This is a genomic window from Oribacterium sinus (assembly GCF_963537195.1).
Taxonomy (GTDB): domain Bacteria; phylum Bacillota; class Clostridia; order Lachnospirales; family Lachnospiraceae; genus Oribacterium; species Oribacterium sinus_A.
In genome coordinates this window covers 1-19555 of record NZ_CAUTEG010000040.1, presented here as the reverse complement: position 1 = coordinate 19555, position 19555 = coordinate 1, and the positions used below count along the sequence as shown (strand labels likewise).

General features: G+C 44.7%; 15 protein-coding genes and 2 pseudogenes. 2 read left to right on the top strand and 15 right to left on the bottom strand.

Features of this window, described 5'->3' with window-relative positions; genetic code table 11:
* Positions 1-634 (bottom strand): annotated as a pseudogene (locus RYL27_RS06160) (Na+/H+ antiporter NhaC family protein); the annotation flags it as partial.
* Positions 635-775: 141 nt separating this feature from the next.
* The gene (locus RYL27_RS06155; RefSeq protein ID WP_314965968.1) at positions 776-2233 is read right to left on the bottom strand and encodes a hypothetical protein; all 1458 of its coding nucleotides are present in this window, start codon (positions 2231-2233) and stop codon (positions 776-778) included.
* A 513-nt stretch (positions 2234-2746) separates the two neighbouring features.
* On the opposite strand from RYL27_RS06155, the gene RYL27_RS06150 reads away from it, so the two are divergent.
* Positions 2747-4213, top strand: coding sequence for a 4Fe-4S dicluster domain-containing protein (locus RYL27_RS06150; RefSeq protein ID WP_314345194.1), 1467 nt, complete (start codon positions 2747-2749; stop codon positions 4211-4213).
* A 255-nt stretch (positions 4214-4468) separates the two neighbouring features.
* Here RYL27_RS06150 and RYL27_RS06145 read toward each other — a convergent pair whose 3' ends face one another.
* The 6 genes from RYL27_RS06145 to RYL27_RS06120 all read right to left on the bottom strand — a co-directional run bounded on the left by RYL27_RS06145 (position 4469) and on the right by RYL27_RS06120 (position 13034).
* A complete protein-coding gene (locus RYL27_RS06145) occupies positions 4469-5608 on the bottom strand; it encodes a trans-sulfuration enzyme family protein (protein ID WP_314965966.1) in 1140 nt (379 codons plus the stop codon).
* Positions 5609-5896: 288 nt separating this feature from the next.
* Positions 5897-6331, bottom strand: coding sequence for a hypothetical protein (locus RYL27_RS06140; protein ID WP_314965964.1), 435 nt, complete (start codon positions 6329-6331; stop codon positions 5897-5899).
* A 203-nt stretch (positions 6332-6534) separates the two neighbouring features.
* Entirely contained in the window at positions 6535-7053 is a 519-nt protein-coding gene (gene nrdG / locus RYL27_RS06135) for an anaerobic ribonucleoside-triphosphate reductase activating protein (RefSeq protein WP_314965972.1), read from the bottom strand.
* A gap of 32 nt (positions 7054-7085) precedes the next feature.
* Entirely contained in the window at positions 7086-9281 is a 2196-nt protein-coding gene (nrdD, locus tag RYL27_RS06130; RefSeq protein WP_314965970.1) for an anaerobic ribonucleoside-triphosphate reductase, read from the bottom strand.
* 857 nt (positions 9282-10138) lie between these two features.
* Complete coding sequence (locus RYL27_RS06125) at positions 10139-10771, bottom strand: MBL fold metallo-hydrolase (RefSeq protein WP_314346088.1); 633 nt, start codon at positions 10769-10771, stop codon at positions 10139-10141.
* A 1-nt stretch (position 10772) separates the two neighbouring features.
* Entirely contained in the window at positions 10773-13034 is a 2262-nt protein-coding gene (locus RYL27_RS06120) for a RelA/SpoT family protein (protein ID WP_314965962.1), read from the bottom strand.
* Between the two features lie 325 nt (positions 13035-13359).
* Here RYL27_RS06120 and RYL27_RS06115 point away from each other — a divergent pair, with 325 nt between their 5' ends.
* Positions 13360-13821, top strand: coding sequence for a CBS domain-containing protein (locus RYL27_RS06115; protein ID WP_007157615.1), 462 nt, complete (start codon positions 13360-13362; stop codon positions 13819-13821).
* A gap of 62 nt (positions 13822-13883) precedes the next feature.
* Here RYL27_RS06115 and greA read toward each other — a convergent pair whose 3' ends face one another.
* From greA to msrA, 7 genes and pseudogenes are all read right to left on the bottom strand, one after another.
* Positions 13884-14387, bottom strand: a complete 504-nt coding sequence (gene greA, locus RYL27_RS06110; RefSeq protein ID WP_314635377.1) for a transcription elongation factor GreA — start codon at positions 14385-14387, stop codon at positions 13884-13886.
* Between the two features lie 17 nt (positions 14388-14404).
* On the bottom strand, positions 14405-14935 hold the full coding sequence (locus tag RYL27_RS06105) for an adenine phosphoribosyltransferase (RefSeq protein WP_183683784.1): 531 nt from the start codon (positions 14933-14935) through the stop codon (positions 14405-14407).
* Positions 14932-15510: an NUDIX hydrolase gene (locus RYL27_RS06100; protein ID WP_007157618.1), complete on the bottom strand. Its 579-nt coding sequence runs from the start codon at positions 15508-15510 to the stop codon at positions 14932-14934. The genes RYL27_RS06105 and RYL27_RS06100 overlap by 4 nt, the downstream gene beginning before the upstream one ends.
* A 337-nt stretch (positions 15511-15847) precedes the next feature.
* Positions 15848-16216 carry a FeoB-associated Cys-rich membrane protein gene (locus tag RYL27_RS06095; RefSeq protein ID WP_308580009.1) on the bottom strand — a complete coding sequence of 123 codons (369 nt, stop codon included), beginning with the start codon at positions 16214-16216 and terminating at the stop codon, positions 15848-15850.
* 134 nt (positions 16217-16350) lie between these two features.
* Positions 16351-17673: a hemolysin family protein gene (locus tag RYL27_RS06090; protein WP_314965957.1), complete on the bottom strand. Its 1323-nt coding sequence runs from the start codon at positions 17671-17673 to the stop codon at positions 16351-16353.
* Between the two features lie 318 nt (positions 17674-17991).
* Positions 17992-18621, bottom strand: a complete 630-nt coding sequence (locus RYL27_RS06085) for a class I SAM-dependent methyltransferase (protein ID WP_183683792.1) — start codon at positions 18619-18621, stop codon at positions 17992-17994.
* A gap of 260 nt (positions 18622-18881) precedes the next feature.
* Positions 18882-19462 (bottom strand): annotated as a pseudogene (gene msrA, locus RYL27_RS06080) (peptide-methionine (S)-S-oxide reductase MsrA); the annotation flags it as partial.
* Positions 19463-19555 lie beyond the last annotated feature (93 nt).

Below are 19555 nucleotides of genomic sequence, written 5' to 3'. Positions count from 1 at the left end.
TCATTCCATTTTCCCCTTCTACGAAGCCGGAAACCGCTGCCGCCCAAGAGGAAATCGGCGCAATGATACATACCGGCGCCGCCGTAGTATCAATGAGATACGCCAGCTTTGCCCTGCTGATTTTGTGCTGATCCGTTACCGGGCGCATCACAGATCCCACGGTCAAGCAATTAAAGTAATCGTCAATAAAAATCAGGCAACCTAAGGCAATGGTAGCCAGCATAGAACCCTTTCTGCTTCGGATATGCTTCTTCGTCCAATCTCCAAAGGCTTTGGAGCCTCCGGTTTTATTCATCAGCTGTACCATCATGCCTAAAATCACCAAAAAGCAAAGGATTCCCACATTCCAGGCATCGGAAAGCACATGGATAATGCCGTCCACAAACACATGGTTAAGAGTCCCCTCCAAGTTATAGCCGGAATATAAAAGAGCACCGGATAAAATCCCTAAGAACAGGGAACTGTAAACCTCCTTGGTAATTAAAGCCAAGGCAATGGCAATCACCGGTGGCACCAAAGACCAGGGGGAATTCTGCACAGACTCCTTACTGGTCAAAAAAGCTGCTGCCACCAAAAACAAAAGCACAATACAGATGGAAGTCAGCGAAACAATACGGTTACTTTTTTCCTTCATTCTTTTCTTTCCCTTCTTTATAAAACAAAACAGGAATACTTTACAAAAAATCATTACTTCTTGCAAGTATTCCTGTTGCTTTATAAATGCCCCTATCCAAACCTATATGGTATAGAATGCATAAGTAAATTTCAATAATTTTTAAAATCCGAAATTGTCATAAAGGGAGCTTTCGGAAAGCACCTCTCCAATAACGGTTTGGATTTCTTCTATATTTTCCTTGGGGAAGAAGTCTCTGGCAAGGCCCAGCGTTTCGATCTGTTCTCCCTCTCCCATTCCCAGCTTCTCATAGGAAACAATGAAGTTTTTCAGATTGCTGTAAGCATCGCTTACGGAGCGGTTCCGATTCTCCATAAGAATCTTTCCAAGGGCCTGCAGATATTTTCCTTCCAGAAGAACCATTGCTGCCTCTTTTCGAATTTCCTTTTCTTCCTTACCCTTTGGGGCGATGTACCAACAGCCGTCCTTTTCCCAGCCGTACTTCATCACCAGTTTTCCGGTCATATCCCGGTAATACTGGAACTGTCCTGCATCATCCACTACCAAGAAGCCGTTTTCTGCCTTCTTCAAAAGATTTAAAAGGAGTCGTCTGTCTAAAACAGGAACACGGAAAAGACCGATGTCCTCTCCTTCATTAAAGCCTCTCTCCTGAACCTTCTTTACGATTTCCTTTGCGGCAGTTTCGGAAATTCTGTAGCAGGCATCCTCTAAAGCCAGATCCTCCACGGTTTTCCGGATAAATTCCTCACTCTTTCCCCGCTTTGTCCCAAGCTCCCACATAGCCTTGGCAAAGCCCTGGGTCTGGGCGTCAATCATTTCCTCTCGAATATTGAAAAGGTGGTGGCTGAGCAGTGCCGCTTTCTTAACAGAGGAAGCCAAATCCTCTGTGCGGAGCTCAATGGCATAACGTGGACGATCTCCCTTAATACCGATACCGATGGAAGCCACATTGGGAGAATCCTTCAGACTTTCCTGAATCCGTGGATCAGACCAGGAAATCGGCTTCTTTTCATAATTTTCCAAAACAATAAAACGAACATTGGAAAGCATCCGCCATTCCTGCTTCAAGATTCTGTAAGCCGTATCCTGTCCAAGGGTATAGATTCCCACATAAACATTGATTCTGGGATTCTTCTCCAAGAAAGAACGGAATAAAGCCACATTTTCCCTTGCTTCACCGGAAGAAAGCTCCCGGTTTAACTTATCCATATCCATAGGGATAGATGGCCGTCTCCGCATATACATGAAGAGTTCATATTTACTTTCCGGAATGCGAATGGAAGTTCTTCCCAGCTCTACAGCCGCTTCGATGTCTTTCTTTACCGCAGACATCATGTCCGTAAGTTCTTTCCGGGCATCCGCATTTTCCGCATAGGGACATTCCATCAGAGTTTTCAGTTCTTCTCCTCCGGAATTTTTCTGTACAAGGCGGATTCGTCCCTGCTCTTTTTCCAGGAGGAGCTCAATGTTCTCTGTTTCTAACACTGTGCTTATTCTGTCGCCTTTTACAGACAACAAGTCCAAAGGTTGTTTTTCGACGGACTCTTCTTCCCCGAAAACTTCCTCAGGCTTTTTAAAAATCATTTGCATTAGTGACATAAGCTCTCCCTCTCCTATACCCTAATCCACCTTTATCACAAACAGTTGAATTAGGTATTCTTTCGACATTTTTCTAAAAAATATTAGTAAGGCTCTCTGGTAATTTTATGAAAAATCTACTAATATCTTATTTATTATATTACCTTCTTTCCATTTCGCAAAGCTTTTATTAAAATATTTGATTAAATATCAATTCTATTTTGTTTTTTAACTTTGTATTTTAATTATCGTCTCTTTTTTTTGCTCCATAAGGGCAATTTCAGAGTTTATAGAATATTTCTTTTTAAGGAGAAAGCTTATGATGAATCCCTTTGATATTCAGGAATGGAAGCCGACATTTTGTAAGACGGAAAAAGAATTAAATACTTTTGTCTATCAGTATTTTTTTTCGTACTAAGGGAAAGTATATCCCCCAAACAGGAAAACTATGTTATACTTTTAACGAGTTTAACTTCTTGGAGAAATGAGCGCTTCTCCGGGAACAGAAAAGAGTCTAAGTAAGGAGAAAAGAGTATGGTTACAAATGACAAGGGTTTTATCCCTCTCAAACACCGTGTAATTGAAGGCTTGGCAAGAATCGCATGGAACGGAGAAGTTACGGAAGAGGCAAAGGAAGGCTTAATCCGGGAGTTATCCCCGGGACCGAAGGCCGCCTTCCGTTGCTGTGTATATAAGGAAAGGGAAATTCTTCGTTGGCGTATTCGTCTGGCTTGTAATGAGGATGCCAGCCCGAAGAGAAAGAGCAGCAATGTCATTCAGGTTATCGATCCGGCCTGTGAGGAGTGCCCTATTTCTTCCTATTCCGTTACGGATAACTGCCGTCTTTGTTTAGGTAAGGCCTGCCAGAACAGTTGTCACTTTGGTGCCATTACCATGACAGACCAAAGAGCCCACATTGATCCTATGAAGTGTAAGGAATGTGGAATGTGTGCAACAGCCTGCCCCTACAGTGCCATTGCCCAGCTTACCCGTCCCTGTAAAAAGCCCTGTCCGGTAAATGCTATTACTTACGATGAAAACGGTCTTTGCGTTATTGATGATAATCGTTGCATCCGCTGCGGACAGTGTGTGCACTCCTGCCCCTTCGGTGCAATTTCCACAAAGACTCATCTTCTGCAGGTAATTTCCGCCATTAAGGAAGGAAAAGAAGTTTACGCCATGTGTGCCCCTGCCACAGAGGGACAGTTCGGTAAGGATATCTCTATGTCCGCAATCCGTGTGGCTTTGAAGAAGCTCGGCTTTACCGATATGGTGGAGGTTGGACTGGGTGGCGATATGACCGCCGCATACGAGGCATTGGAATGGTCAGAGGCCAGAAAAGAAGGAAAGAAAATGACCACCTCCTGCTGCCCTGCCTTCATTAACCTTTTAAAAATTCATTTCCCGGATCAATACCGTGAAAATATGTCGGAGACCCTTTCTCCTATGGCGGCGGTTTCCCGTTATTTGAAAGCCATTCACCCCGACTGTGTAACCGTATTTATCGGTCCCTGTATGGCAAAGAAATCCGAGTCTCAGGAAATGGGCATTGAGGGAAATGCGGACTATGTTCTCTCCTTTGGAGAATTCAGCAGTCTTCTTCGTTCCAAAGATGTACAGTTGGAGGCGGAGGTTAGCCCTTATCAGGAAGCATCTCTTTGGGGAAAGAACTTTGCCAGCTCCGGCGGCGTAGCCAATGCGGTTATGGAATGTATGCGGGAAAGAGGAGAAGACACCACCGATATCAAGCTTCGTGCCTGCTCCGGCGGAAAGGAATGCGTTACCGCCCTTTCTCTTCTAAAGGCAGGAAAGCTTCCGGAGGACTTTATCGAGGGTATGGCCTGTGAAGGCGGCTGTGTAGGCGGACCTTCCCGTCACAAGGCGGAAAATGAAATCAAGAGGTCTCGTCAAAGTCTTTTGGACGAAGCCGATACCAGAAAAGTATTGGATAACTTGAAGAATTATCCTATGGATAAGTTCAGCATGATGCGGGATAAATAAGAAACAGGAGCTGTAAGAATAAAAATAGAAATTATGCAGTAGGGGGCTTAAAAAGAAACTATAATACAAGCTCTAAACAGAATATGCAGTATAGGTCTGAAAAAGGGGTAGTCTGAGCCCGCGGGTTCTTGGCTTTTGTTTTGTAAAAGCTTAGAACCCCTGCAGGGCGAGGCTAGCGGGAGCGTACCCCGTTTAAGACCTATACTGCATATTATTTTACAGCTTCTTTTTAAGACCATACTGCATATTTCATTTTTATCCCAATGCCTGCTTTAAATCCGCAATCAAATCTTCCGCATCTTCAATACCTACAGACAGGCGCAGGGTGGTTTCGTATATTCCGTTTTCCGCCAAAATCTCCTTAGGCACATCCGCATGAGTTTGGGTCAGGGGATAGGTCAAAAGACTTTCCGTTCCCCCCAAGGACTCCGCAAAATAAATCAGCTGAATTCTCTTTAAAATTTCTTTAGCTTCCTCTCCGGATTCCACGTCAAAGGAAATCATCGCCCCAAAACCTCTGGCCTGCTTCTTCATTAACTCATGCCCGGGATGATTGGGAAGCCCGGGATACAAAACTCTCTTTACCTTTGGGTGTTTTTCTAAAAATTCCGCAATTTTCAGACTGTTTTCCTGCGCCTTTTCCATACGAATGGCTAAGGTTTTGATGCCTCGTAAAATAAGCCAGCTGTCAAAGGCATCCAGACCCGCTCCGGTGGTTTTAAATAAGAAGCGAAGCCTTTCCTGAAGAGCCTCCTCCTTTACCACAATAAAGCCCGCAATGGCATCATGGTGTCCGGAGAGAAACTTGGTGCCGCTATGCAGCACAATATCCGCCCCCAAATCCAAGGGATTTTGAAAATAGGGAGAAAGGAAGGTATTGTCTACAATCAAAAGTAAACCGTGAGCATTACAAAATTTTCCCAAAGCTTCTATATCATTTACATTCATGCAAGGATTTGTAGGGCTTTCCAGAAAAATTGCCTTGGTATTCTCCTTAACTTCCTTTTCCCAGCCATCCTCATGAAGTGATACCCTGGAAAACTGAAGACCATTTTTCTCATTTACCTCACGAAAATAACGAATGGAGCCGCCATATAGGTCACGATCAATTAAAATATGGTCTCCCGGACGAAAGAGCTCCATAATACAGGCTAGTGCCGCAATTCCTGAAGACAGGGCAATGCAGTCCGTACCGTGCTCTAAAGAAGCCACCACCTTCTCCAGCTGGGCTCTGGTGGGGTTTTGCAAACGTGAATAATCGTAGGGATTCTTCCCCCCTACCTCCTGATGAATAAAGGCGGAACTTGGATAAATGGGGTAAGAAATCGCCCCGTAATGCTCCTCTTTATTCTGTCCTTCCAAGTGTTGACATCGTGTACTGATATGATATGCCATAATTCTTTCCCTCTTTCTTCCTCTATGATAAAAAATCCCTCTTTTCTTTTCCTGCACACTGTAGCATAAAAAAGCAAAAAGGGATAATGCATAATATTAAGATTTAGTTATTGCTATAATTTATAGCAAGTATGAAGTTTGTTGGTTTGAATATAACAAAGCTCCGGCTATAAGCTTCCATGAACCATCGTATATCCCGGCGGAAACGCCGGCTCTATGCTCTCGAATCTGTCTTCGTAGAAACGTCGGCTTTATACTCCCGAATCAATCCTCATAGAAACAATAGCTTTATTTTCCCGGGTCCACCATAGACAGAATATTCATATCCTTATCAAAGGTCACCTCCACCTTGGTGCCGATTTCGATGCCCTGAGAAAGTCCGGAAATGTCGGACTTATCAATCTTGTTCAGCTCATAGTCCTTGCCGTCATTCCCCTTAACGCTTACGCTGTTCATGGCTGCATCGGTGATAGTTCCTGTGATTACGGTTAAATCCTTCTTTTCCTTGCCGCCTTCTTCCTTCCCCTTTGTTTCAGCAGTAGTGGACTCCTTTGCCTTGGCAGCTTCTGTAGCAGCCTTACTTTCCTTATCTTCCCCTTCCTGACCGGTCTTTACTTCCGCTGTTGTTGCTGCGGCGCTACTCTCTGCAGTGGACGCCTTCTTTCCGCAGGCCAAAATTCCCATAGCCAAAAGTGCTACCAGTACTAATCCTCTTTTTCTCATCTTCAACCTCCTTGAGCTCTATGCATTCAACAGGAACTTATCCATTTTGATGCTCCTATACGCTATTTTTCTTATGCGACAAAAACGAAGCAAAGGCTTCTCTTAGCCCCCACTATACAGGAAGAAGAGGAAGAAATACAGACAAATTCTTTAAAGCTTTCCTAGGATTCTTCTAAAAATGCTCTGCAAGCAGATTCGTCATTTTACTCCGCATACAGGCAAATCTTGCCGCTTTCCAGTGTTTCCGGTACGGAAATCAAACGCTGGTTTCGGGATCCCCGGAACAAAAGCCTTAAATCCTTCTCTTCTAAATGGAACTTGCCATCTACCAGAACGGAAAGCTGTGAAAACAATTCCAAAATTTCTTCCTTCTCTTTGCCCTCTCTCTGCATAAGCTCCTCATAGCGGTAGCCGCTGAAACACCAAAGATCCTTCTCCGGAAGTCGCTCCTTCATTTTCCGAAGAAGCGGTAGTAGCGCATGAAGATTTTCCGGCACCAAAGGCTCTCCCCCAAGAAGGGTTAAGCCTTGAATTTCCTTTTTATCAAGGGCTTGCAAAATCCTTTCCTCCACTTCCTCCGTAAAAAGTTCTCCAAAGGAGGGATTCCAGGCAGCCTCATTAAAGCACCCCTTACAGGCATGGGGACAGCCGGAAACAAAAAGGCTCACTCGGATACCGGGACCGTTGGCAATGTCAAAGTATTTGATTTCTCCGTAATGCATCTTCAAAAACACTTTCTCGAAAAAAACTTCCCTTATAGGTGCAATACTCTATCCTTAATCTCCTGGGTTCTGCCCTGATTCCAGAACTGGGTACCGATGTAACCGCAGGTTCTTCTGGCTACAGACAGCTGCTCCTGATTCTCGTTTCCGCAGTTGGGGCAACGCCACTGGAGCTTTCCGTAACTGTCCTCCACAATCTGAATCTCTCCGTCATAACCGCAGGCACAGCAATAGTCGGACTTGGTGTTTAACTCCGCATACATGATATTTTCATAGATAAAATGCATCAGACTTAAAACCGCAGGAATATTGTTCTGCATATTGGGAACTTCCACATAGCTGATGGCTCCTCCCGGAGAAAGCTTCTGGAAGTCCGCCTCAAAGGCCAACTTGGAAAAGGCATCAATCTTTTCGGAAACATGAACATGATAGGAGTTGGTAATGTAGTTCTTGTCCGTGACTCCCGGAATGGTTCCGAAGCGCTTCTTTAAAGCCTTTGCAAACTTATAGGTAGTGGACTCCATGGGGGTTCCGTAAACGGAGTAGCTGATATTTTCCGCCTCTCTCCACTTCTTGCAGGAATCATTCAGCTTTTCCATAACCTTTAAGGAAAAATCCCTTCCCTCCTCTGTGGTATGAGACTTTCCAAGCATCCGTACGCACATCTCATAAAGACCTGCATAGCCCAGAGAAATGGTGCTGTAGTTGTTGTAAAGCAGTTTGTCAATCCTCTCGCCCTTCTTCAGTCTTGCCAAGGCACCATGCTGCCACAAAATCGGAGCCACATCGGAAACCGTCCCCAAAAGTCTCTCATGACGAAGTCGTAAAGCCTTGTGACAAAGCTCCAGTCTTTCCTCTAAAATCTGCCAGAAGGCATCCATATCTCCCTGAGAAGAGCAAGCCACATCTACCAAGTTGATGGTTACCACACCCTGATTAAAACGACCGTAGTACTTGTGGGCACCATTTTCCCCTAAGCCTTCCTTGTCCTCTGTTAAGAAGGAACGGCAACCCATACAGGGATATACATCTCCTCCCTTGTACTCCCGCATAATCTTTGCGGAAATATAGTCCGGGACCATACGCTTTGCGGTACACTGAGCCGCAAGTTTCGTTAAATGATAGTAAGGCGCATCTTCGGTGATATTGTCCTCATCCAAAACATAAATCAGCTTGGGGAAGGCCGGGGTAATCCAAACGCCCTTTTCGTTCTTTACACCCTGCATTCTCTGATGAAGCACTTCCTCGATAATAAGAGCCAAATCCTCTCGAGTCTTCCCTTCAGGAACTTCATCCAAATACATGAACATGGTCACAAAGGGAGCCTGACCGTTACAGGTCATTAAGGTAATCAGCTGATACTGGATGGTCTGGATTCCGCTCTTAATTTCTTCCTTCAATCGACGATTCACGATTTTCGCAATGATGTCCTCATCCATGCTCTCGCCGGTTTCGTTTCTTTCCGCAATAACCGCTTCCCGAATCTTCTGTCTGGAAATATCCACGAAGGGAGCTAAGTGAGAAAGGGTAAAGGACTGTCCGCCATACTGGTTGGAAGCCACCTGAGCCACAATCTGAGTGGTTACATTGCAGGCAGTGAAAAAGCTGTGGGGCTTTTCAATCATGGTTTCAGAAATCACCGTGCCGTTTTGCAGCATATCCTCCAGATTGATTAAGTCACAGTTATGCTCCTTCTGGGCATAGTAATCGGAATCATGGAAGTGAATAACGCCCTCTTCATGGGCCTTTACAATATCCTCCGGAAGCAAAAGTCTTTTGGTTAAATCCTTGGAAACCTCTCCTGCCATATAGTCTCTTTGGGTACTGTTAATAACAGGGTTTTTATTGGAGTTCTCCTGCTTCAGCTCTTCATTTGCCTGATCAATCAATGCCAGAATATCCTCATCGGTGGAGTTGGCTTTTCTTGCCATCTCTCTCTTATAACGATAACGCACATACTTCTGGGCTACCTCGTAGGCTCTCATTTCCATGATGGCGGTTTCCACCATGTCCTGAATATCCTCCACATTCACAGCATGGCTGGAGGCCTGAATCTTCTTTGCCACCGTCTCCGCAGCAGCCTGAATCTGATACTCATTCATCTGATAGACAGGAGCAACCTCTTTATTGGCCTTCTCCATGGCATGGATGATTTTATAAATGTCAAACTTGACCTCCTTGCCATTTCTCTTAATCACATTGGTCATAATCAAAAGTTCCTTGTCCATCTTATCCCCCGTCCATTGCATTTTTGAAAGAATCAAGAGCTCATTTTCCGCCGCAAACTCCCATATTCTTTTCTCTTCCAATTCCTCTTTTCCAGCAAAAAAGCCCAAAAAGTCAAGACTTTTCAAGCTTTTCTTATTCCCTATCCCGTCCGAAAAACCAACACGATATAGAATACTCTTATCACGAAAACACAATATCTTGTGAAAGCCTCTCTATCATACGACAAAGGAAGGGGATATTCAATGGGCATTTTCACAAATTTTTCAGGGTGAAAAATGGGTGGGAAAGAGTCTTATAAGGCTTACTTTTTAAGAGGGGGAGGGGATAGAAGAGACACGCTCCCGCTAAGTTCGCCCAACGGGAACGGACACTAAGCGAAAAACCGCATTGCATTTATTTTTCGCAAGGGCCGACAGGCTCAAATTCTCCCGCCTGTCCCCTCCACCAAAAAAAGCAAGGTGAATGCTTGAAAAACCTCCATTTTCCCATGCCATTTTTTCACGAAAGATAAATTCGTCAAAATGCCTATTGCATTTTAGGAAAGGCCAAAAACGGAATTTAAGAGGAAAACATTTCCCGTATCCCATAAAAAAAGAAAAAACCGATGCACCTAGCTTTTGCTAGCGTTACAACGGTTTTATGGCAATATCCCATTCACTTCGCCCTATTCTCCCCCGAAGAGCAAGGCCCGTAGCTTCCCGCAGGATAGGGGAAAACAGGGGCAATCTGAGCCCGTGGGTACTTAGCTTTTGTCTTTTAAAAGCTTAGTACCCCTACGTGGCGAGGTTAGCGGGAGCGTGCCCAGGTTTCCCCCTATCCTGTGGGAAGCGGACACACGTCCTTTCTCTTCGGTTCATCACCTCATAAAATTCACCGGATTATACTGCTTCTCATTGGCAATGGTGGTTGCCTCTTCATGTCCCGGATAAACCAAGGTTTCATCCGGCAGGCAAAATAGCTTTTCTTTAATGCTCTTCTTAATCTCCGCCTCGGATCCGCCGTAAAGGTCGGTTCGTCCGTAGGATTCATAGAAAAGGGTATCTCCGCTAAAAAGATAAGGAATTTCCCCCGGTACAAAGTAACATACCGAGCCCTTGGTGTGTCCCGGGGTGGAAATGACCTGCCATTCCTTTCCCAAAAGCTCCAGCTTATCTCCGTCCTGTACCGGAATATACTCTGTAATTGTCACGCCCTCATCCATGCCGGAAAGGTTCCACTGGGGATTTTCCAGCATTTCCTTTTCATCCTTTGAGGCATATAAGGGCACCTCGTACTTTTCCTTCAACTCTTCCGCCACAAGGATATGGTCAAAATGTCCGTGGGTTAAAAGAATAGCCTTTAGCTTCACTCTTTCTTCCGCAATGGCTGAACAAATTCGCTCCGCTTCATCCCCCGGATCGATTAAAACCCCTTCTCCTGTCGCCTTATTCCAAACCAAATAGCAGTTGGTTGCCACAATGCCTACGGTGAGGCTTCGTATATTAAACATCTTACCCCTTTGCCCTTTCTATCTCTATAATTCCCTGAATCTTCTTCAGCTTTCCGATAATATCGTTCAGCTCTTCTCTACTCTTAATTTCAAAGCTGATATTAATGGTGGCCTTACCATTTTTCGCTGTACGGGAATTCATACTGCTGATGTCAATCTTATTGTCCGTAAGAACCTTGGAAATGTCCACAATCTGTCCCATACGGTTATTGGCATAAATGGTAAGTTCCGTAGCATAGCTTTCCTGCTCCGGTCCTCTCTGCCATTCCGCATCAATCATTCTTTTCCGTTCCGCTTCCGGAAGGTTCATCATATTGATACAGTCGGTACAGTGAATGGTGATCCCTCGACCTCTGGTCACAAAGCCCACAATTTCATCTCCCGGCACGGGATTACAGCACTTTGCATAGCGCACTGCCAAGTCATGGATTCCCTTCACCACAATACCGGATTTGGCTCTTCGAATAACCTCCGGTTTATTGGTCATTTCTCCGATATTTTGCAAAATGGTCTTGTCGTCCACCGTCTTGCTTTCCGCCTTTTGTTTAGAATCCAAAAGCTTGGAAATGACCTGAGACTCCTTAATACCCCCTCGACCTACACCGGCTAAAACGCTTTCCCAATCCCGATAGCTGTAACGGCGAAGCACTGCCTCCACATACTCCGGTTTGGTAAGATCCGGAAGATTCAGCCCCTTACTTTTCACATAGCGATCCAGTAAATCCTTACCACGGTCAATATTTTCATCCTTTTGCTCGTGGCGGAACCACTGGTTAATCTTATTTTTCGCCTGGGTGGACTTTACAATTTTCAGCCAATCTCTGGAAGGTCCTCTGGAGTTCTGGCTGGTAATAATATCTACTCTATCTCCGTTATGGAGCACATATTCAATGGGCACCAGCTTATCGTTAACCTTGGCTCCTACCATCTTATTTCCTACAGCAGAGTGGATGGAATAAGCAAAGTCGATGGGGGTGGAGCCCGCCGGAAGATTCTTCACATCTCCTGTGGGAGTAAAGCAGTACACGCTTTCATTGAAAAGGGAAAGGTCGGACTTTACCATCTTCATAAACTCTTTGGAGTCTGACTCATCCTTCTGCCACTCCAGGATTTCGCTGAGCCACTTCATTTTCGTCATCTCATTCTCAGTGGCCTTATTCTCAGAGCCTCCCTCTTCTTTATATTTCCAGTGGGCGGCAATACCGAACTCCGCGGTTCTATGCATTTCAAAGGTACGAATCTGTATTTCAAAGGGTACTCCGTCCTTTCCGATTACCGTAGTATGAAGGGACTGGTACATATTGGGCTTAGGCATGGCGATATAGTCCTTAAAGCGCCCGGGGATGGGAGTGTAAAGCTTATGAATAAAGCCCAGCACCGCATAACAGTCCTTCACCGTATCCACGATAATACGGATAGCAAACAAATCATAGATCTGGTCTATGGTTTTGTTCTGGTTTACCATCTTCTTGTAAATGGAGAAGAAGTGCTTGATTCGTCCCTTAATGTTGGCTCTGATGCCGGACTCTTCGATATGCTCCCGCACCTCCTGCACAATCTTGTTGATTCGCTCTTCCCGAACCTCTCTTTTAAAATGTACCTTCTCCGCCAGGTCGTAATAAACTTCCGGCTCTAAGTACTTTAAGGAAAGGTCGTCCATTTCAATCTTAATCTTACTGATACCCAGACGATCCGCCAAGGGAGAATAAATCTCCAGGGACTCTCTGGCCTTTTCCTTTCGTTTCTCCGGACTCTGGTATTCCAGAGTACGCAAATTATGCAAGCGATCCGCCAGCTTGATGATGATGACCCGGATATCCTTGGCCATGGATACAAACATCTTTCTGAGATTCTCCGCCTGCAATTCAACCTTATCGGTATTTAGATTTAACTGGGTCAGCTTGGTAACCCCGTCCACAAGTACGGCAACGTCCGGATTGAACATTTCCTCTACCTGCTTAAGGCTCATCCCCGTGTCTTCCACCACATCATGTAAGAGTCCCGCCGCAATGGTTTCTTTATCCATTTCCAGGTCGGACAAAATGATGGCTACACAGAGGGGATGAATAATATAGGGTTCTCCCGACTTTCTCTTCTGGTCCTTGTGCTGTTCCTTCGCCACCTCATAGGCCTTTTCAATCATGGAAAGGTCATCGGAAGGATGGTAGGAACGAACATTTGCCAAAAGTATCTTTAAAAGCTCCTCAGGAGGGGTATTATCCCTTGGCCTCTCTAAGGGCTTGTCTTCCTTTTTATCTGTCATACTTACTCCAATCTGTCACTATCCTTGTATTCTACCCTGTCTCCTCTTCCTTGTCAAAATCGAAGTATTCAAAAAATTTAAGTCTTTATTTGCAGGAAGTTTTAATAAGCCTGTCACAATTCGTACATATCTTTTTTTTATAGTAGAAACAAGAAATATAGTACTATCGGTATAAGATGAAAATGTATAAGTATTCTTCTTTTTTTACAAAATTATAAAGAAAAGTTCATACTCTTTTTCTTTCTTGCCGATATACTACCTTGGGCAAAAGGATATTTTCTTTTTGTCCCATTCTATGAGCAGAAAATGACAGGAGGTCCCAAGCATGAATATACTTTTCTTTCTTACTCCAAAATGTGACGTGGCATACGTAAAGGAAGAAGACAGTTTGCGAAATACCTTGGAGAAAATGGAGTTTCACCGGTATTCAGCCATTCCCGTCTTAAGTAAAGACGGAAAATTTGCCGGTACTCTGACGGAAGGGGATCTTCTTTGGGAAATTAAGAATCAACTGAATCTGGATTTGAAAGAGGCGGAGAAGGTACTGGTAAAGGATATCCCTATGCGAAAGCATTTTGAGGCGGTGGGAATCAACAGTTCCATGGAGGGACTGGTTGCTCGTTCTCTTACCCAAAACTTTGTGCCGGTGGTGGATGACCTGGGACACTTTATCGGCATTGTAAAACGTCGAGATTTGATGGACTATCTGTACCGTCATGCAGATTTCGTGGCTTTGGATAAGGAAGAATCCATGTTAATGGCGGAGGATACCTCCTTAACAGGCTAAAGCAGAAGAAGCAGAATGGAACATCCAAGAGACAATCTTTAAGAATAAAGGAAGAGGAAATCCTAGAATTTTCGGATTTCCTCTTCCTCTTTTTCTCCTGTTTTTTCAATACTGCGAATCAAAACGGTATAACTGCTTCCCCCTTCCAGGAAAACCTCCACTTCCTCCCCCACACGCTTTCCCATCAGTGCCTTTCCCAAAGGAGACTGATTGGAAATTCTTCCTTCCAGGGATTGCCCTCGAATAGAGGTGACCAGACGATAGCACTCTTCCTCTTCATCCTCCGGAAAATACACCACCACCGTGTCATTAATTCCCACAACGCCCTCTTCCGACTTTGTGGAAATCACTTTAGCAAACTTTAAGACCCGCTCTAAATAACGAATCCGGGATTCATTTTGATTCTTCTCTTTCTTGGCGGCATAGTATTCAAAGTTTTCCGACAGGTCTCCCTGAGCTCTGGCCTCCTTCACCGCCTCAATCAGCTTCGGGCGAATCTCCAGCTTTCTTTTCTGAATCTCCGCCTCGATTTTCCGCACATCCTCCCGGGTTAATTCCTCACTCATCCTATTCTCCTAAAGCTTTATTTTCCTTCGTAGCAAATGAGAGATTCCAAGGAGTAGTTTTCAAGCTTCTTTCTGCCTTCCAGTCCGGCAAGCTCCATCACCACGGAAATCTTGGCTACCTCTCCCCCAAGACGCTCCACAAGCTTGCAAGCCGCCTCCAAGGTACCTCCTGTCGCGATTAAGTCATCCACGATAACGACTTTGGTTCCCTTTTGAATGGCATCCTTGTGAATCTCCACCTCAGCCTTGCCATACTCCAAATCATAGGCAATGGATTCCGTCTCTCTAGGCAACTTTCCCTTCTTTCGTACCGGCACAAATCCCTTATGCAACTCATAGGCGATGGCTGTTCCGAAGATAAAGCCCCGGCTCTCCAGACCGATGACAAGATCAAAATCCACATCCTTTAAAGACCGGATTAAGCCATCTACGGAATCCTTCAATCCGTCCGGATCCTGAATCAAAGAAGTAATATCACGGAAGATTACTCCCTTCTCCGGAAAATCCGGAATGGACAATACATAATCTGCTAAATGCTCTCTTTTCATAGTTCTCCCCTCAAGTTCTTTATGGCATAGGCCTGAATGGCCGCCACAGTTTTGCTGTCTGTCATCTTTCCGTCCGAAATCAATTTCAGCAAGTCCTCCAGCGCCCAAGCCTCCAAGAAGATCTCCTCATCTTCATCAAAGCACTGCTGTCCCTTCTTCAAATCCTTGGCAAGATAAATGGCAATCTTCTCATCCAAAAAAGCCACCGTGGTATTGACCCAAAGAAGAAGCTCTAAAGCCTCACTCTTATAGCCGGTTTCTTCCTCCAGCTCCCTCTTTGCACAAAGGAGAAAGTCTTCCTCTTCGCTATCCCGCTTTCCCGCCGGAATTTCCAGGGTAAAACGAGACAGCGCATGACGGTATTGCCGAACCATGAGAAGCCTTCCGTCCTCTAAGACCGGAAGTACCGCCGCAGCTCCTATATGATGAATAAAGTCCCAGTGGGTCACATGACCGGACACATCCACCGTATCTTCATAGACCTCCAACACCGAGCCCTTGTAGCGGAGCTTTCGTTCCAGTAAACGAACCGGAAGCTCTTCTTTTTTCTCTTCCTGCTTTTTCTTTTCTTCCATCTTTCAAACACTCCTATTCCGAAAGATTTTAATTTGAAATTCTCTATAAGATTTTCCCCTCAAACTTCTTTATTTTAACATACTTAAAGGGATATCTCCACGATTTAACAAAAGATTTCCCCCCTTCGGATGTGGAAAGAACTCCCCTTTTGGATGTCGAAAGAACTCCCTTTAGAAACGAAAAAAAGGCGAACAGAAGGAAACGCAACGCTTCCTCTCTTCACCCTTTTGGAAAATCAATTAAGAAATTTCACTTTGGAAAAATTGGAAATTCCATTCGGAAAGTCCATTTAAAAAATCTCCCCGAAAAATCCTATAAAGATTAATTTCAGTAATCTTACTTGGAAAACTCCACCTTAGAAACTCCGTATCCTGCCTTGTTGATATGCTCTCTAAGCTCTTCCTCGCTGTGCTCTTCCTTCATCCGCACTTCCGCTGTATGACTGCTTAAATCCACCGTAGCCCAGACACCGGCAATGGCATTTAAGGCATTTTCCACCTTCTTCTTACAGTTTCCGCAATGCATATCGTCTACGGAAATCATGGCTTTAAAAGGATAATGTCCTTCCACCTTGTCGGAAACCTTTACGGAATCCACACTGCATTCTCCTCCGCCGCAACAACCATTTTTTCCTCTTTTAATGACACTTCTTACCGCAAAAACGATAATTACGCCTACCAGTGCCAAGATGACAAAATTTCCCATGCTGTTCTTCCTCTCTGAAAACAAGTTTAGCTTAAATTCATTAGCTATGTCTAACTTCTTTAGTTTAGTCTCTTGTTTTCTCCTGTCAAGGAATTTTGAAAAATTTTATTTTTCCTATCGTGATGCACCGGGTCTTATTTTTCCTTTTCTTCTTCCTCTTCCGTCTCTTCCTTGTGTACGATAGTCTTTCCGATACGGTGGTTCTTGATTTCCGCCACATCGATACTCAGACCATCCGTGTCCAAATGCAGGGAAGAGCCGTCCTCCGGCACCATGCCGATGATTCCCATAATATAACCGCCGAAGGTGTCCGCAGCCTCTAAATCCAGATGAATCTTCAGGGCTTCATTTACATCTTCCAAATCTGCAGAACCGAGAATACTCCACTCATTTTCGGAAATCTGCTCAATAGGCTCCGGCTCCGGAAGCTCATCCTCTTCATGCAGGTCACCCACCAAGGCCTCAATCAGGTCATGAAGGGTAACAATTCCCGTCATTCCGCCGTACTCATCCAGTACTATCCCGTAGTACTTTCTTTCCTTTTGCATGATTTTGAAAAGGTCGGAAACCTTCATATTCTGAGAAATGAAGAAGGGTCGATCCACCGCATTCCGCATAACATTAGGTCTGCTTAAGTCGTTTAGACGGAAATAGTCCTTGGTATTCAAGACACCGATAATATCGTCATTGTCCTCACCGCAGATTGGGTAGCTGGCAAAACGGTTTTCGTGAATGGTATGTCTCCACTGCCGATCCGTATCCTCAATATAGAGCATAGCCACATCGGTTCTGTGGGTGCAAACGTCTTCCACCGTAAGATCCTTGAATTCAAACACATTTTGAATCCATTCATTTTCACTGGACTCAAAGATTCCACTTTCCATTCCCTCATCAATCATCATCAAAATGTCTTCCTCGGAAACGGCATTGATATCCCTTTCCGGATCGATTTTCAGAAGTTTCAGTACCGCATTGGTGGATGCGGAAAGAAAGAAAACGATGGGCATGGAAATGATGGACACAATCCGTAACACCGGTGCAATGAAAAGCGCTATGGGCTCTTTATAGACTTGCGCAAGACGCTTCGGCACCAACTCTCCGAAAACAATACTGATATAAGATAGAAGAAGAGTAATCAGCACAATGGAAAGGGGGTGCATCATACTCTCCGTATTGGGGATAGGTAGCTTTACCAGGAGCTTGTCCAAATATCCCGCAAAGCTCTCTGCCGCAAAGGCACTGGAGAGAAATCCCGCCAGAGTAATCGCCACCTGAATGGTGGACAAAAAGCGGGAAGGCTCTTCCACAAGCTTTAAAAGATGCTTTGCATTTATGCTTCCGTCCTCCGCAAGCTTTCTTATTTTCCCCTCTCCCATCTGCAAAACCGCAATTTCCGCGCAGGAAAAGAATCCGTTAATGAAAATCAGTACAAACAAGAGTATGACTCGACCAAGCATAGCTGTGTTTAAAAATCCTCCTTAACTCCAAAATCCTTGGAATAGTTTTTTGTTCCGGGAATACTCGAAAAATGAACTGCAGAAAAAGGTATAGCGTGTCCTACACACTATACCTTCTCACTATATGATTCTTAGGACTTCCGTTATCCGCGTCCCCGTCTTCGTCCATGTTCTTCCCCTTCTTGTCTCTTTCCTCAACTGAAAAGAATACAGGCATTATACGGAATCTCCCCCGCTTTGTCAAATTTCAAAATACCGGAAGCGTTTTCCCCTCAGGTATTTTAAAAGTATAACGGATTACAAATCCCGTTCTCAAAATTATAACTCCACCGGTATTCCCTTTCGGCAAAGAGCAATACGCCAAGGCTTCTTCTTTGCCCGGATATAACGAAACTTCAGAAAACCGGCATTTTCCAGATAAGACTTCAATTCCGCCTCATCATAAAGTCTTGCGCCATGAATTTTCTTAGTCATGGAACAACACTTACTTTCCTTATCATGCGTAACCGCCAGAAGAAGTACTCCTCCCGGTTTTAAAACTCGATACGCCTCCGCCAAGGCTTTATCCATATTTTTCCAAAAGTAAATGCTTTCAAAGCTGGAAATGGCATCGAAGCTCTCATTCCGAAAGGGAAGCTTATTCACTCCACTTAAAATCACCTCGCATCTATCCTGAGAAATCGCCTTTTCATTCCAGCCTTCCGCAATGGAAACAGATACCGGGGAATGATCAATGCCGCTGACATGGGCATCCGGATAACGCTCCAACCACCGTTCCAGATTGCCGCCTCCCCCGCAGCCCAAATCCAAAATATCCGCCTGAATCGGCAGTTCCACAAAAGACATGCCCCAGTGCCCCAGCTTGGCATGCTCTCCATAATTCATTAATAGGCTAATGACTCTCCCAAAAAATCCTCTGGGTTTCGAGAAATTCTGCAAAAGCCCCATTGTCTTCCTCCTGAAATCTTGGGGAATTTTGCTCCTAGCATCCCCTTTTTTCTTTCTAGTCCGTCTTCGCAAGTCTTAATTTATTCGTAAAAATAATTTTATGGGAGAATTAAGGGCTTGTCAACAGGGAGATGAGGGAAGGACGGGGGAAGCTTATGCGATATTTTTATACCTTGTATAAAAATACTCGTAAATCTTTTGACGATACTCAGAGATGCTAAGTTCATCGTAGGGAATGAATCTAAGAGCTGCCGAGTTGATGCAAAAACGCCGATCTGCACCCGAAGTTCATCCACAGATTCTTCTGCGCTTTTTACTGAAGATCAAAGTAACTGCGCGGGATATGGCAGTAGCCGCCGGGATTCTTGTCCAGATACTTCTGGTGATACTCTTCTGCGGGGAAGAAGTTTTCCAACGGAAGCAGTTCAACAGCAAGCCTGGCTCCGGCTTTCTCTTCCTCCGCCCGATAAACCGCTTCGATCTCCGGAAGCTGGTCTTCTTCCGTATAATAGATTCCCGTCCGGTACTGGATGCCTCGGTCATTGCCCTGTTTGTTTACAGAGAGCGGATCGATCACCATGAAATAGTAATTCAGCAAATCAGTCAGGGAAATTACATCAGGGTCATAGTCGACCCGCACTGTCTCAGCATGCCTGTCATCCCGGGTCATCATCTGCTTTGCCATCTCTTGATCGATCTGATGATAACTCGCGACCTCTTGCACTGAACCGGCAGTATTTACCGAACAACCAGTCAGAAGAAAAATAGTCATCAAAATCAAAAACAACGGTCTTGGAACACCCGTGCGCCTTTCTTCCACTATTGCTCTCGTCTTTTTCATTCTATGTTGCCTCGGTATATTCTAATTTATCTATGAGTTTTCATATTATCTATGGCAAACTTTCCACTTGCTGCAGCTATAGGAAGCCCTCCA

Bases quoted from the DNA above. Each gene is read 5' to 3' on its own strand.
- RYL27_RS06155 (WP_314965968.1), bottom strand. From the start codon at position 2,233: ATGTCACTAATGCAAATGATTTTTAAAAAGCCTGAGGAAGTTTTCGGG.
- RYL27_RS06150 (WP_314345194.1), top strand. From the start codon at position 2,747: ATGGTTACAAATGACAAGGGTTTTATCCCTCTCAAACACCGTGTAATT.
- RYL27_RS06145 (WP_314965966.1), bottom strand. From the start codon at position 5,608: ATGGCATATCATATCAGTACACGATGTCAACACTTGGAAGGACAGAAT.
- RYL27_RS06140 (WP_314965964.1), bottom strand. From the start codon at position 6,331: ATGAGAAAAAGAGGATTAGTACTGGTAGCACTTTTGGCTATGGGAATT.
- nrdG (WP_314965972.1), bottom strand. From the start codon at position 7,053: ATGCATTACGGAGAAATCAAATACTTTGACATTGCCAACGGTCCCGGT.
- nrdD (WP_314965970.1), bottom strand. From the start codon at position 9,281: ATGGACAAGGAACTTTTGATTATGACCAATGTGATTAAGAGAAATGGC.
- RYL27_RS06125 (WP_314346088.1), bottom strand. From the start codon at position 10,771: ATGTTTAATATACGAAGCCTCACCGTAGGCATTGTGGCAACCAACTGC.
- RYL27_RS06120 (WP_314965962.1), bottom strand. From the start codon at position 13,034: ATGACAGATAAAAAGGAAGACAAGCCCTTAGAGAGGCCAAGGGATAAT.
- RYL27_RS06115 (WP_007157615.1), top strand. From the start codon at position 13,360: ATGAATATACTTTTCTTTCTTACTCCAAAATGTGACGTGGCATACGTA.
- greA (WP_314635377.1), bottom strand. From the start codon at position 14,387: ATGAGTGAGGAATTAACCCGGGAGGATGTGCGGAAAATCGAGGCGGAG.
- RYL27_RS06105 (WP_183683784.1), bottom strand. From the start codon at position 14,935: ATGAAAAGAGAGCATTTAGCAGATTATGTATTGTCCATTCCGGATTTT.
- RYL27_RS06100 (WP_007157618.1), bottom strand. From the start codon at position 15,510: ATGGAAGAAAAGAAAAAGCAGGAAGAGAAAAAAGAAGAGCTTCCGGTT.
- RYL27_RS06095 (WP_308580009.1), bottom strand. From the start codon at position 16,216: ATGGGAAATTTTGTCATCTTGGCACTGGTAGGCGTAATTATCGTTTTT.
- RYL27_RS06090 (WP_314965957.1), bottom strand. From the start codon at position 17,673: ATGCTTGGTCGAGTCATACTCTTGTTTGTACTGATTTTCATTAACGGA.
- RYL27_RS06085 (WP_183683792.1), bottom strand. From the start codon at position 18,621: ATGGGGCTTTTGCAGAATTTCTCGAAACCCAGAGGATTTTTTGGGAGA.